Origin of the sequence: Streptomyces sp. NPDC092952 (assembly GCF_044754785.1) — a bacterium.
In the GTDB taxonomy this organism is placed as follows: Bacteria; Actinomycetota; Actinomycetes; order Streptomycetales; family Streptomycetaceae; genus Streptomyces.
The window spans coordinates 154,339-166,119 of sequence record NZ_JBIVPT010000005.1 but is presented as its reverse complement, the minus strand read 5'-3'; the positions used below and the strand labels follow the sequence as shown (position 1 = coordinate 166,119).

13 protein-coding genes are annotated in these 11,781 nt (G+C 74.6%); 8 read left to right on the top strand and 5 right to left on the bottom strand.

Annotated elements, in window-relative coordinates:
- Positions 1–4: 4 nt before the first annotated feature.
- On the bottom strand, positions 5–763 hold the full coding sequence (locus ACIQGQ_RS14750; protein ID WP_402395185.1) for a GntR family transcriptional regulator: 759 nt from the start codon (positions 761–763) through the stop codon (positions 5–7).
- 252 nt (positions 764–1,015) lie between these two features.
- Between ACIQGQ_RS14750 and ACIQGQ_RS14745 the strand changes: the two genes are divergently transcribed.
- Positions 1,016–2,380, top strand: a complete 1,365-nt coding sequence (locus ACIQGQ_RS14745; protein ID WP_402395183.1) for a lipase family protein — start codon at positions 1,016–1,018, stop codon at positions 2,378–2,380.
- 22 nt (positions 2,381–2,402) lie between these two features.
- Here the strand turns inward: ACIQGQ_RS14745 and ACIQGQ_RS14740 are convergent, their stop codons facing one another.
- Entirely contained in the window at positions 2,403–2,888 is a 486-nt protein-coding gene (locus ACIQGQ_RS14740) for a hypothetical protein (RefSeq protein ID WP_402395180.1), read from the bottom strand.
- A gap of 143 nt (positions 2,889–3,031) precedes the next feature.
- Here ACIQGQ_RS14740 and ACIQGQ_RS14735 point away from each other — a divergent pair, with 143 nt between their 5' ends.
- A complete protein-coding gene (locus tag ACIQGQ_RS14735) occupies positions 3,032–3,466 on the top strand; it encodes a hypothetical protein (protein ID WP_402395177.1) in 435 nt (144 codons plus the stop codon).
- Positions 3,467–3,531: 65 nt separating this feature from the next.
- On the opposite strand, the gene ACIQGQ_RS14730 is transcribed toward ACIQGQ_RS14735, so the two are convergent.
- Positions 3,532–3,801, bottom strand: a complete 270-nt coding sequence (locus tag ACIQGQ_RS14730) for a hypothetical protein (protein ID WP_366297975.1) — start codon at positions 3,799–3,801, stop codon at positions 3,532–3,534.
- A 130-nt stretch (positions 3,802–3,931) separates the two neighbouring features.
- Here ACIQGQ_RS14730 and ACIQGQ_RS14725 point away from each other — a divergent pair, with 130 nt between their 5' ends.
- Positions 3,932–4,291: an arsenate reductase family protein gene (locus ACIQGQ_RS14725; RefSeq protein ID WP_402395174.1), complete on the top strand. Its 360-nt coding sequence runs from the start codon at positions 3,932–3,934 to the stop codon at positions 4,289–4,291.
- Between the two features lie 18 nt (positions 4,292–4,309).
- Here the strand turns inward: ACIQGQ_RS14725 and ACIQGQ_RS14720 are convergent, their stop codons facing one another.
- Entirely contained in the window at positions 4,310–5,164 is an 855-nt protein-coding gene (locus ACIQGQ_RS14720) for an alpha/beta fold hydrolase (RefSeq protein ID WP_402395171.1), read from the bottom strand.
- A gap of 89 nt (positions 5,165–5,253) precedes the next feature.
- Between ACIQGQ_RS14720 and ACIQGQ_RS14715 the strand changes: the two genes are divergently transcribed.
- Complete coding sequence (locus ACIQGQ_RS14715) at positions 5,254–5,724, top strand: MarR family transcriptional regulator (RefSeq protein WP_402396016.1); 471 nt, start codon at positions 5,254–5,256, stop codon at positions 5,722–5,724.
- A gap of 32 nt (positions 5,725–5,756) precedes the next feature.
- Here ACIQGQ_RS14715 and ACIQGQ_RS14710 read toward each other — a convergent pair whose 3' ends face one another.
- Positions 5,757–6,668, bottom strand: a complete 912-nt coding sequence (locus tag ACIQGQ_RS14710; RefSeq protein WP_402395169.1) for a Gfo/Idh/MocA family protein — start codon at positions 6,666–6,668, stop codon at positions 5,757–5,759.
- Positions 6,669–6,928: 260 nt separating this feature from the next.
- On the opposite strand from ACIQGQ_RS14710, the gene ACIQGQ_RS14705 reads away from it, so the two are divergent.
- The 4 genes from ACIQGQ_RS14705 (at position 6,929) to ACIQGQ_RS14690 (ending at position 11,752) form a co-directional block, all read left to right on the top strand.
- A complete protein-coding gene (locus ACIQGQ_RS14705) occupies positions 6,929–8,392 on the top strand; it encodes a hypothetical protein (RefSeq protein ID WP_402395166.1) in 1,464 nt (487 codons plus the stop codon).
- Entirely contained in the window at positions 8,389–9,540 is a 1,152-nt protein-coding gene (locus ACIQGQ_RS14700; protein ID WP_402395164.1) for an ARPP-2 domain-containing protein, read from the top strand. The genes ACIQGQ_RS14705 and ACIQGQ_RS14700 overlap by 4 nt, the downstream gene beginning before the upstream one ends.
- Positions 9,541–9,708: 168 nt before the next feature.
- Positions 9,709–10,743, top strand: a complete 1,035-nt coding sequence (gene glnII / locus ACIQGQ_RS14695) for a glutamine synthetase (protein WP_402395162.1) — start codon at positions 9,709–9,711, stop codon at positions 10,741–10,743.
- 397 nt (positions 10,744–11,140) lie between these two features.
- Positions 11,141–11,752 (top strand): winged helix-turn-helix domain-containing protein, encoded by a 612-nt coding sequence (locus ACIQGQ_RS14690; RefSeq protein WP_402395160.1) that lies wholly within the window; start codon positions 11,141–11,143, stop codon positions 11,750–11,752.
- Positions 11,753–11,781 lie beyond the last annotated feature (29 nt).

Genomic DNA, 11,781 nt, shown 5'->3' with positions numbered 1-11,781 from the left:
GATGTCATGGGCGGGCGGCCCCGAATTCGTAGACCACCTCCCGGCGGGCGTCGGGGACGACCATGTCGGCGGTCTCCACCGGGCGCCCGGTGGAGTCGTACAGGGTCCGTTCGATCAGGAGCACGAGGTCCCCCACGCCGATCCCCAGCAGGTGCGCCTGGGTCGGGGTGGCGCGGGCGGGGCGCGGGATCTCCACCACGGTCGAGACGATCACGCCGATCGACCGCATACGCTCGACCACCCCCCGCCCCGCGAGGGGGCCGGTCTCCGGCAGCACGACCGGCGTTCCCTCCGTGAGGGCCATCGGCTCCCAGGACTCGGAGAGCTGGACGGGCAGCCCGGCGGCGAGGAACTCGTAGTGCGTGGTGACGCAGAGGTCCCCCGGGCCGATGCCGAGCCGGGCGGCGACGCCCTCGGGTGCGGGGACGCGGGTTGTGCTGTGCGAGTCCCAGGCGTCGGCCCGGCCCCGCTCCTCCTTCTCCCGGCGGGCGGGGAGGGGGTACGCGCGGTCCCGGTGCCGCGAGCGGACCAGACGCAGGCGCTCGCGCGGAACGCGTACGTAGGTGCCCGAACCGGCCCTCCCGTCGAGCAGCCCGTCGATGATCAGGCGGTCCACGGCCCGCTGCACGACGTTGCGCCCGACCCCGTACTCCTCGGCCAGCCGCACCCGCGACGGCAGGCGTTCGCCGATCTCCCACTCCCGTGCGAGGACCCGCGCGCGCAGGTCCTCGGCCACGGCGAGGTACGGAGCTTCTCGGGGCACGGGGATCCTCCGGTCGTTCTGCGCTGCGGCGGGCGGCCTCCGCCGGGGAGTGCTGGAAAGCTACCGCGCCGCGCGAAAGCTGCTGGAGTAGCCGCACGCCCGGTCGTCCTCGGGGCCGCAGACGTCTTGTCCCCTGCCCGCACACGGACTTACTCTCAAGTAAGTACCAGCGAGTAACCGTGCCGTTCCCCGGGTGCCCCATGGTGTGCCGCCCCGGCGCGGTCCTCCCCCACGACGAACGAGGAGCCCGTCATGAGCCGCGTGAAGACCCGTTCTCGTTCCATCCCCGCCCCGGCCTCGCGTCTGGTGGCCTGTGCCGCCGTCGCGGGTGCCGTGTGTGCCGGGGTCCTGGCCGTGCCGGCCTCGGCCACCACGGCGGAGCCCGTTGTCTCGCGCGGGGTGACCATTCCCGCGTTCTATACGCCGCCCGCCGGACTCCCTTCGGAGAACGGGGCGTTGGTCCGTACGGAGGCCATGCCGCTCGGGCTGGGCATTCCCGGGCTGGACGGGCGGCCCATGCCGGGGACCGCGACCCGGCTGATGTACCGGTCCACCGACTCCAACGGGGAACCCGTCGCCGTGACCGGTGCGTACATCGAGCCCTCGGCCGCCTGGAAGGGCGGCGGGCCGCGGCCGCTGGTCGCGCTGGCGTCGGGGACCATGGGCCAGGGCGACCAGTGCGCGCCGTCCTTCGCCCTTCAGCACCCGCTCACCCTCACCGGCGACACCCTGTCCGTGGGGTACGAGGCCCTGGCGGTCTACCGGCTGCTGGCGAAGGGGGCCGCGGTCGTCGTGACCGACTACGTCGGCCTCGGCGCCACCGACCGCCTGCACACCTACGTCAACCGCGTCGACGAGGCGCACGCCCTGCTGGACGCGGCCCGCGCCGCCCGCGCCGTGCCCGGCGCGTCGGTCACCGCGGCCTCGCGGACCGGGCTGTACGGGTACAGCCAGGGCGGCGGCGCCAGTGCCGCGGCCGCCGAACTCCAGCAGTCCTACGCGCCCGACGTCCCGCTCTCCGGCACCTACGCCGGCGCTCCCCCGGCGGATCTGACCGCGGTCATGAAGGGCATCGACGGCAGTGCGCTCGCCGGTGCGCTGGCCTGGTCGATCAACGGTTTCGCCCAGTCCGACCCCGATCTGCGGGCGGTCGTCGAAGCGAACGTCAACGCCGCCGGGCGGGCCGCCCTGGCCGACGCCTCCACGATGTGCGTCGGTGACGCGATCCTCGGCTACGGCTTCACCAAGAGCAACAAGTGGACCAACAGCGGCGCATCCCTCGGGGAGGTCATCGCCGGCGATCCCCGGGCGCAGGCGGCCCTGGACAGGCAGCGGATCGGCACACTCAAGCCGGCCGGGCCGGTCCGGCTGGCCACCGGCGTCCAGGACGACATCGTCCCCCACGGCCAGGCCCGGAAGCTCGCCGTCGACTGGTGCGGCAAGGGCGGCAACGTCACCTACGACGCCGTCGTGCTGCCGAACCTCGGAGACAAGATCCTCACCAACCACCTCGCCCCACTCATCACCGACCAGGGCAGCGCCGTCTCCTGGCTGACCGACCGCCTCGCCGGGAGGCCGGCCACCTCCAACTGCTGGTCGATGCCGGTCCAGCCCTGATCCCGGGCCCGTCCGGGGGCGGTCAGTGCCGCAGGGCCGTCCCCACCTCGGCCTTCACCCCGCCGGAGAGCTTGCGGTTGCTGCGGGCCGTGGCCTTCTTGGTGGTGTGGGAGGCCACGTCGTCGACGGTCACCACCACGACGTCGAGCAGCTTGCCCTTCGGGTCGCGGAAGTTGACCTGGACCGCGTAGGACTTCGTGGCGTCGGTGCTGTTGTCGACGGTGACCTCGGTGGTGGTGCGGCCGTCGGCGGCGGTGTCCGGGGTGGACAGCTCGACGTCGGAGGTGGCGTCGACGCCGTTCTTGAAGTTCTTCAGCTTCTCGCCCGCGGCGGCCGTCGCGGAGGCCACCACGTCGGCGCCCCGGGAGGCCGCGGACGCCGCGGCGGACGCGGCCCTGGACGCGGTGCCGGAGGCGCCGGTGCCGCTGTCGTTGCAGGCGGCGGCCGTCGCGGCGAGGGTCGTCGCCAGCAGTGCGGCGCACAGTCCTCGGGTGGCCTTCGCGGTCATCGTGCCTCCAGCGGTCGCGCTCCTCGGGGTGCCCTGCCCAGTGAACGGGGTGGCGGGGCGCGGCGCACCGCCGTGTCTGCCGGTCGGGTGGCGGTGGGCCGGCCCGGCTCGCGGGGCGGTGGGCGGCGGGCGAGGCTGGGGGCATGGACGACGGCCTGCCGGACGGTGGCCCCGCGGCGGTGCGGTCCCGGCGGCGGTGGCCCTGGGTGCTGCTGGTGGTGGTGCTCACGCTGACCGCCGGGGGCGCCGCCGCCGTCGCGCTGACCGCCGCCGCGCTGTCGCGGGACGGGACGCGGCCGCGCCTGGTCACCTACCGGGTCACCGGGACCGCCGAGGACGTCACCGTCACCTACCCGTCCTGGCAGGGGGACGGGGTCGCGGCCGCGCGGCTGAGGCTGCCCGCGCTGCCCTGGGCCGGGACCACCCGGACCAGGGGTTTCATGAGCGGCGGCGCCTTCACCGTCACCCTCGGCGCGTCGGGCGGCGAGGCGTCCTGCACCGTACGGGTGGACGGCGGCCCGGTCCGCACCGCCACGGCGTCCGGTGCCTTCGCCTCGGCGAGCTGCGACGGCTTCTGAACGGGGCCGGGCACGCCCGCGCCCCCGCGTACGAGGACACGGGGGCGGGGGCGTGGACGCGGCCGTCAGCGGCCGTAGCGGATCAGCGCGCGCACCATGCGGCAGGTCGTGTCGGACGGCGGGTGGATGCCGGCGCGCTCGGCGGTGGCGCGTATCTTCACGTTGGTCGCCGTCGACGGGTAGTAGACCCCCGCGTCGAGCAGGGCTATCGCGAGCCGCATGGCCTTCAGGCGGCGGTTGTGCGAGACGTACCACTCGCGGGGTCGGCCCGCGGGCAGCGGCTTCTTGGTCAAGGGCTGGTGGAGCGGCTTGGTCGTGACTGCGGCAACGGCCATGAACAACCTCCTGGCACGGTCGTGGAACCCTCACGAACTGCCTCCATTTTACTGCCGGGCACTGACAATCGGCCCTGGCCAGACGGGCTTTCGCGGGGTTTCGCCAGATCCCTCGCGTACCGTTGGCCCCATGGAGATCTGGATCAATCCCGCCTGTTCCAAGTGCCGCAGCGCGGTGCGGCTGCTCGACGAGGAGGGGGCCGAGTACACCGTCCGCCGCTACCTGGAGGACGTGCCCTCGCCGGACGAGATCCGGGCCGTGCTCGACCGGCTCGGCCTGGAGCCGTGGGACATCACCCGGACCCAGGAGGCCGACGCGAAGGAGCTGGGGCTCAAGGAGTGGCCGCGCGAGCCCGGTTCGCGCGAGCGCTGGATCTCGGCGCTGGCCGGGCACCCGAAGCTCATCCAGCGCCCGATCATCACCGCGGACGACGGCAGCGCCGTGGTGGCGCGGACGGACGAGGCGGTACGGGACGCCCTGGGCCGCTGAGCCGGCGGGGGCGGGGCGTCAGCCGGCGGCCAGGAAGTCGGCCGCCCTGCGGTTGACTTCGTCGGCCCCCCGCCCGTGCAGGGGCAGGGTGTGGTGGGTCGCCCCGGGGATCGTCGCCGTCCTGGCGCGGGGCAGCAGCCGGGCAGCCCGGGTGGCGACGCGGGCCGGGTCGTGCACCCGGCTCTCCCCCGCCAGCAGGATCAGGGTCGGCACGTCGAGGCCGCGCAGGGCCCCGGCACCGGGACGGCGGCCGGTGACGGGGCGGGCGGAGGGGAAACCGGCCGCCTCGCAGCGCAGCCCCAGCCACGTCGGGTCCAGCGCCGCGCCGCCCGTCTCCCACGCGAGGAAGGCACGGATCCGCCGTGCGTCGGGGCGCAGCAGCATCGGCAGGGCGCGCAGCAGATAGCCGGGGCGGAACCCGGCGAAGCACTGGGTGGGGTCGAGGAGGATCAGCCTCCGGACGCGCCGGGGTGCGTGCAGCGCGTACTGGAGGGCGATCCAGGCGCCGTACGAATGCCCGCACAGGGCGGCGCGGTCGGCGGCCAGCCCGTCCAGCACGGCGTCGAGCCAGGCCGTCAGGTCGTCCGCGGTGCGGACCGGGCGCCGCCCCGCGACACTGCGGCCCGGTTCGCCCACGAGGTCGACGGCGTGCACCCGGTGGGTCCGGCCCAGGTGGGCGGCCTGGGCGTACCAGACGGTGGAGGTGGCGCCGCCGCCCGCCAGCAGCACCAGGGGCGGGGCCTCCTCGGGTCCGTAACTGTTGACCCGGGTGGTGCCGTACGGGGTGGGAAGGTCCGAGGGGGTCGTCGCGGCGGGCCACGCGGTGGCCAGTACGTCGTCGTAGGCCGTGAGGAAGGACGTGCCGACGGTCATGGGTGTGCCTCCGCGGTCGGGTGCCGTGGGCCGATATTATCTCGCTGAGCGAGATAATATCGGGGTGGCCGACCAGGAGGTGTGCCGTGGTGGACGACGAGGGTCCCGAGCTGGAGCTGGTCCATCTGCTGCGCAGGGTGACCGTCGAATTCGGGCTCCGGCAGGCCGAGTTCGCGAGTCTGCACGGAATGCACAGCACCGATGTCCGGGCGCTGATCTGCCTGCTGGACGCGGAGCGGGCCGGTACGGCGGCCACCGCCGGGTGGCTCGGTTCGCAGCTGGGGCTGAACTCCGCGGGCACCACCTCGCTCATCGGCCGGCTGGAGCGGCTCGGGCATGTCGGCCGGGTCCGCGACGACCGGGACCGGCGGCGGGTGCTGCTGAGTGTGACGCCACGGGCGAGGGAGCTGGGGCGGGCGTTCTTCGGTCCGCTGGTCGAGGACACCACGAGTGTGCTGCGCGATCTCGACGGGGACGGGACGGCGGCCGTCCGGCGCTTCCTGGAGGCCGCGCACCGGGCGGTCGCCACACCTCCGCCACCGTCCGGCCCCACGGCCTGAGCTCCGCGCTGCCCCGCCCCGCCCCACCCCGGTCAGCGGGCCAGCTGCGCCTCCGCCTCGGCCAGCAGCTCCGTCAGGCGCAGGCCGAACCGCACGTCGCAGGGGTGCGGTTCCCCGGTCCGGGCCGAGTGGATCAGCGCGTCGACCGCCGAGCGGAACGAGCCGACCGCGTCGCCCCAGCGGGGCAGCGCGACCCGGCCCTGCTCGCCGCGCAGCTCGATCTCCGTACCGGCCGCGGCCTGGGGGGCGCCCAGGGAGAGCGTCACCGTGCTGGAGGCGCCGGAGGTGTGGCGGAGCACCAGATGCGTGGTGCCGGACGGGCCGGCGGCCGCGGTCAGCCGGGTCACGTCGCCCAGCACCGGGATCAGCACCGACAGCACGTGCGGGCCGACGTCCCACAGCCCGCCCTTCTCCTGGCGCCACGGCGAGGCGGCGTACTCGCTGGTCGAGCCGGGCGCGAAGAGGGAGCCGATCCATTCGGCGCGGGCGGTGAACCAGCCGTCCAGGGCGGCCTGTTCGTCGATCCAGGCGGTGGTGTCGGCGGCGAACCTGAGGGTGCAGAAGACGATGGAGGCGACCCCGGTCCCCTCGACGGCCCGGACCACCTCCCGGGCGCCCGTGACGCCGGTCGCGACCGGCTTGTCCAGCAGCAGGTGGCGGCCGGTGGCGGCGGCGCGCGCGGCGAGCGGGGCCTGGACGTCCGGCGGCAGGGCGAACGCCACGGCGTCACTGGCGGCGAACAGCTCGTCGATGCCCGCGTCGCCGGTGTACGCCGGGGCGCCGTGCGCGTCGGCCAGCTCCCGCGCGGCCTCGGGGCGGCGGCCCCAGACACCGCTCAGGACGGCGCCGGGGTGGGCGGCGAGGGCGGGGGCCTGGGTGTTGCGGGCCCAGGGTCCGGTGCCGACCAGGCCGATGCGCAGGGGGGTCGCGGGAAGTGTCGTCATGGGGCAAGTCTGCCGGTTGCGCCGGTCCGTTCCCGTATTTGCGGCCGGTCCGCGTCCCCGGGCGGGGCCGGGCGGCCTCCTTATCCGTTTGGCGCCGGGCGGTGGCGGTGGTTACGTTGGCGGGGCCGGCCGCGGGACTCCGGCGCGACTTCCGGGACATGCCTTTGAAGCAGTGATTTCGCTGTTCGCGCCCCCATTCCCCGGCCGGCACCCCGCTCCGGGACCAGGGCGCGCGACATCACCACGGGGGACCAGGGACGATGGACACCGGCACCGGGGCCGACCCGGGTCGCGTCGCGGCCGAGGACGTTCTCCTCTTCGTCAACGCCGCCATCACCGCGACCGGCCAGCGCGAGTTCCGCTCGACCGCGGACCAGCAGCGGCTCTCGCTGGACTTCCTCCACGAGTACGTCCGGGTCAACTACCGCCGGGTGTACGCCGCCGCGCTCGCCCTCGACATCAACGACCACAACGCCGCGCGCATCGTCCTCGGCCTGCTGGAGCACGCCGCCGACGCGAGCCCCGGGGAGCGGCGCGCCGAGGGCCGGCTGATCGCCGCCCGGCTGGCGAAGCTGCCGCCGCAGCGGGTGTACCGGCTGTTCCGCGCGGTGCGCTCGGCCGGGGTGAACAACCGGCGGACCCGCGCGATCATGCGGGACTGGCTGGCCGCCCGGCCCGATCCGGCGCACGACGCGGTGAAGTACCGCGCCGGGGTGAAGGCCACCGTCCGCCATGCCCACCTCGGGCTCGGCGGGGACGGCGAGCTGGGCGACTTCCTGTTCCGGCCGGGGCACCGGGCGCGTTACGAGCACCGGCTGCTGGACGCCTGGCGGCGCGCCCACTACGAGCAGGGGGCCCTGGCGGAGCTGCCGTTCACCGTGGCCGAGGGCTTCGCCGCCCGGCGCGGGACGGAGCGCGCGGACCTCCTGGAGCTGGCGGCGCCCCGGATGACCCGGCTGGAGCGGCTGCGGACCCTGGAGCGGCGCACGGCCGGGCCGGGGGGCGCGGACGTGGCCGCGGACCTGGCCGCGATGCCGCTGACCCGGCTCGCCCTGTACGTCCTGTCGCTCGGCACCGAGGACCGGCTGGCGCGCCGCGCGGAGCTGACCGGTGCGCTGCGGGCGGCGGCCCGGCGGGCGGCGGGCCCGCACGCGGGAAGCTGGGGCCGGGTCGCGGCCGTGCTGGACGACAGCTACTCCGCGTCCGGTTCGGGCGAGAAGCGGCGGCGTCCGCTCGCCGTGGCGCTGGCCTGCTCCTTCCTGCTGGAGCAGTTGGCCGCGCCGGGGGCGTGCGCCGGGTTGTGGACCTCGGGGCGCACCGATCCGCTGCTGGTCCGGCCGTGGGGGCCGACGCCGCTCGGGATGCGGGTGCTGGACGCCCTGGAGCTGGGCCCGGACCGGCTGGTCGTCGTCTCGGACGGCTGGGACAACGCGCCGCCGGGGCTGGCGGGCGAGGTGCTGCGGGTCTGGCGCACCCGGCTCGACCCGGACCGGCGCACGGCGGTGGTGCATCTGAACCCGGTGTACGACGCGGACGGCTTCGACGTGCGGCGGCTGGCGCCCGAGGTGCCCACGGCGGGCATCCGGGACGCGGAGGACCTCCCGGCGCTGGTGGAGCTGGCCGGGTTCGCCGAGGGGCGTACGGGGGCGGCGGAGCTCTACGCGTACCTGGACCGGCAGGTGGCCCGGTTCGTACACGACGAAGAGGCGGGGGCGACGGCGTGAACCGGCTCGAACTGACCGGGCTGACCGCCCGGCCCGCGCAGGTGTGGGGCGGCATCCGGCTGGTGCCGCTGGTGCGGGAGGCCCCGGTGGAGGGGCTGCGCCTGCACGAGGAGCTGTACGCGGAGCACGGCCTCGGTGTGGTGGACCTCGGGCCGCGCGCCCGCTACACCTCGGTGATCCCGCACGGTTTCGTGGCCGACTGGTCGGGCGGCGGCGAGCAGTCCGCCGCGTACGGGACGCAGCTCGGCGGGGCGGACGGCCGGCCGGCCCGGACGGCCCGGCTCCAGCGTCACCACCATCACCGGATGGCCAAGCGGAAGCCGGGCGACCGGCTGCGTTTCCTGCCGCTCCACCTCGCCCTGGAGGGCTATCTCTCGCTGCACTTCGGCGGGCCCGCCACCGCCTGGGAGGAGTGGTCGCACCAGGCGCTGCGGGACGGGCTGTCGCCGCGCGCCGAGGACGCCTACCTGGGCTGGTCGGTGCGCGGGCTCGGGGACGCGCTGCGGGTCTTCGAGATCCACCCGGGCCAGTGCGGGCTGATGGTGTACGCGGCCGACGCGCTGGCCGCCGCCTTCGTCGTACCGCACCCGGAGGACTACCGGCTGCTGCACCCCTCGCTGGTGGAGGACCTGTACGGCGAGCTGATCCACCAGTACGCCCTGTACGGCGCCCCGGTGCCGGAGTTCGCGGCGCGGATCGCGGACGGTCCCGGGCCCGGCTCGCTCGCCGGGCTGCGGGCGGCGGCGCGGGAGCAGGTGCGGGAGTGGGCCGAGGCGCACGACACGCTGTTCGCGGGCGAGCTGCTGGACTCGTCGTACGCCTTCGACCGGGTGTACCGGATGGGGGCGTTCACGCTGTGGCGGTTCCTGCCGCCGTTCCGGCCGGGCGGGCCGGGGCAGCACATCGGGGAGACGATCACCGACCACCGGGGCCGGGTGGCGTATCTGAAGACGTTCCGGCTGTCGGAGGCGCAGATCAGGCGCGGCCACCTGCTGCACCGGCTGGCGGCGGCGGACTGGCGGATCGCGGGGGCGGCCGAGGCGCTGGGCACCACGAAGGAGGAGGTGGTGCGCCGTATCCGGTCGGCCGGTTTCGAGTCGCTGCTGAGAGACCGGGGGCGGTCGTTCCCGAAGCGGAACAAGTCGTAAGGCCAGGGTGAAGCCCTGGTGGCGCGGGGCGGAAACCCAGGCGAAACGGGGCGGAAACCTCGGTAACACGGGGTTCACATGCGGGCAACGGACGGGAAATCGCGGCTTGCGAAGCTGCGGAGCAGAGACCGGACCCGCAGGACCGCAGCACCGCAAAGGATGGCTTCCGTGACGTTCAAGGCCGAGTACATCTGGATCGACGGCACCGAGCCGACCGCCAAGCTCCGCTCCAAGACGAAGATACTCACCGGGGACGCCGTGCCGGAGGCGGCCGGGCTGCCGCTGTGGGGCTTCGACGGCTCCAGCACCAACCAGGCCGAGGGGCACGCCTCCGACCTGGTGCTGAAGCCGGTGTTCAGCTGCCCGGACCCGATCCGGGGCGGCGACGACATCCTCGTCCTGTGCGAGGTCCTGAACATCGACATGACGCCGCACGCCTCCAACACCCGGGCCGCGCTGCGCGAGGTGGCCGAGCGGTTCGCCGGCCAGGAACCGGTCTTCGGCATCGAGCAGGAGTACACCTTCTTCGCCGGCCACCGCCCTCTCGGCTTCCCCGAGGGCGGCTTCCCGGCCGCGCAGGGCGGCTACTACTGCGGGGTCGGCTCGGACGAGATCTTCGGCCGCGAGATCGTGGAGAAGCACCTCGACAACTGTCTGCGGGCGGGGCTCGGCATCTCCGGCATCAACGCCGAGGTCATGCCCGGCCAGTGGGAGTTCCAGGTCGGCCCGCTCGCCCCGCTGGACGTCTCGGACCAGCTGTGGGTGGCCCGCTGGCTGCTGTACCGCACCGCCGAGGAGTTCGACGTGTCGGCGACCCTGGACCCGAAGCCGGTGAAGGGCGACTGGAACGGGGCGGGCGCGCACACCAACTTCTCCACCCGCTCGATGCGCGAGGGGTACGACGCGATCATCACGGCGTGCGAGTCGCTGGGCGAGGGCTCGAAGCCGCTGGACCACGTCAAGAACTACGGCGCGGGCATCGACGACCGGCTGACCGGTCTGCACGAGACGGCCCCGTGGAACGAGTACAGCTACGGCGTCTCCGACCGCGGCGCCTCGGTCCGCATCCCCTGGCAGGTCGAGCGGGACCGCAAGGGGTACATCGAGGACCGCCGCCCGAACGCCAACGTCGACCCGTACGTCGTCACGCGGCTGATCACCGACACCTGCTGCACCGCGCTGGAGAAGGCCGACCAGGTCTGATCCGGGTCCGCCGCCGCCCGTGGGGCGCCCATCCGTCCGGGTGGGCGCCCTTTCGCGTCCGGCGGCCAATCCCCGTTTCCGTGAGAGGCGTTGACGCGGGGCGGGGCGGGCAGGGTGAGGAAGGTAACTCCGCGGGACCGTCCTGACGGGTGGAAGGGGTCTGCTGCGCCGTCCGGTTGTCTGGTTCAATGGGCCCATGGCCAGCCTCCAGCACACCTCGACGGGTCGCAGCGACCTCGAACCGTTCTGGCCGTCCCGTCAGCACCACGACTTCGACCGGGTGTGTTGTCGCGCGTCGAACGCGCAGGCCCTCTAAAGCCGCCTCACCCCGGCCTTCGGCCCGCGCGCAAGCAAGTCCGTCCACCGACGACTCCTTCGCGCGAAAGAGCTGACCCTCATGGCGAACACCCGTTCCTTCTCCGTCGCGGCCGCCGCCACCCCGGCGTCCCCGTCCCCCGTCGCGGCCGCCACCTCGGCCCGTCACCTCCCGCCCAACCGTCACCGGCTGCGGGCCGTCACCTCCGAGGAGGCCGGCCGGCTCGCCGACGCGGCCGCCCTGCTGCCGCCGGGCGCCACCTGGCTGCCCGCGCCCCAGCACACCCTTCCGGCGCTGCCGGGGCAGCCGCCGATGATCGGCTACCTGGTCCTCGTACCGGCCGACCAGCAGCCCTCCGCCTCCGCCCCGGGCGCCCAGTTCGTGGTGGCGGCGCCGGAGCCCGCCGCCGAGGCGGGGCCGGTGCGGATCGACGCCGTCCAGCGCACCGCCTCGGTCGACGGGGCCGCCCTGGACCTCACGTACCTGGAGTTCGAGCTCCTCGCCCATCTGGTCGCCAACCCGCACCGGGTGCACACCCGCGACCAGTTGGTGACCACGGTCTGGGGCTACGGGCACGTCGGCGACGGCCGCACGGTGGACGTCCACGTGGCCCGGCTCCGCCGCAAGCTGGGCGCCGAGCACCGCCGTTCGATCCAGACGGTGCGGCGGGTCGGCTACAAGTACATCCCCTGAACCGTGTTCCCGGCCGGTACGGGCCGGGG

Bases quoted from the DNA above. Each gene is read 5' to 3' on its own strand.
- ACIQGQ_RS14745 (WP_402395183.1), top strand. From the start codon at position 1,016: ATGAGCCGCGTGAAGACCCGTTCTCGTTCCATCCCCGCCCCGGCCTCG.
- ACIQGQ_RS14740 (WP_402395180.1), bottom strand. From the start codon at position 2,888: ATGACCGCGAAGGCCACCCGAGGACTGTGCGCCGCACTGCTGGCGACG.
- ACIQGQ_RS14735 (WP_402395177.1), top strand. From the start codon at position 3,032: ATGGACGACGGCCTGCCGGACGGTGGCCCCGCGGCGGTGCGGTCCCGG.
- ACIQGQ_RS14730 (WP_366297975.1), bottom strand. From the start codon at position 3,801: ATGGCCGTTGCCGCAGTCACGACCAAGCCGCTCCACCAGCCCTTGACC.
- ACIQGQ_RS14725 (WP_402395174.1), top strand. From the start codon at position 3,932: ATGGAGATCTGGATCAATCCCGCCTGTTCCAAGTGCCGCAGCGCGGTG.
- ACIQGQ_RS14720 (WP_402395171.1), bottom strand. From the start codon at position 5,164: ATGACCGTCGGCACGTCCTTCCTCACGGCCTACGACGACGTACTGGCC.
- ACIQGQ_RS14710 (WP_402395169.1), bottom strand. From the start codon at position 6,668: ATGACGACACTTCCCGCGACCCCCCTGCGCATCGGCCTGGTCGGCACC.
- ACIQGQ_RS14705 (WP_402395166.1), top strand. From the start codon at position 6,929: ATGGACACCGGCACCGGGGCCGACCCGGGTCGCGTCGCGGCCGAGGAC.
- ACIQGQ_RS14690 (WP_402395160.1), top strand. From the start codon at position 11,141: ATGGCGAACACCCGTTCCTTCTCCGTCGCGGCCGCCGCCACCCCGGCG.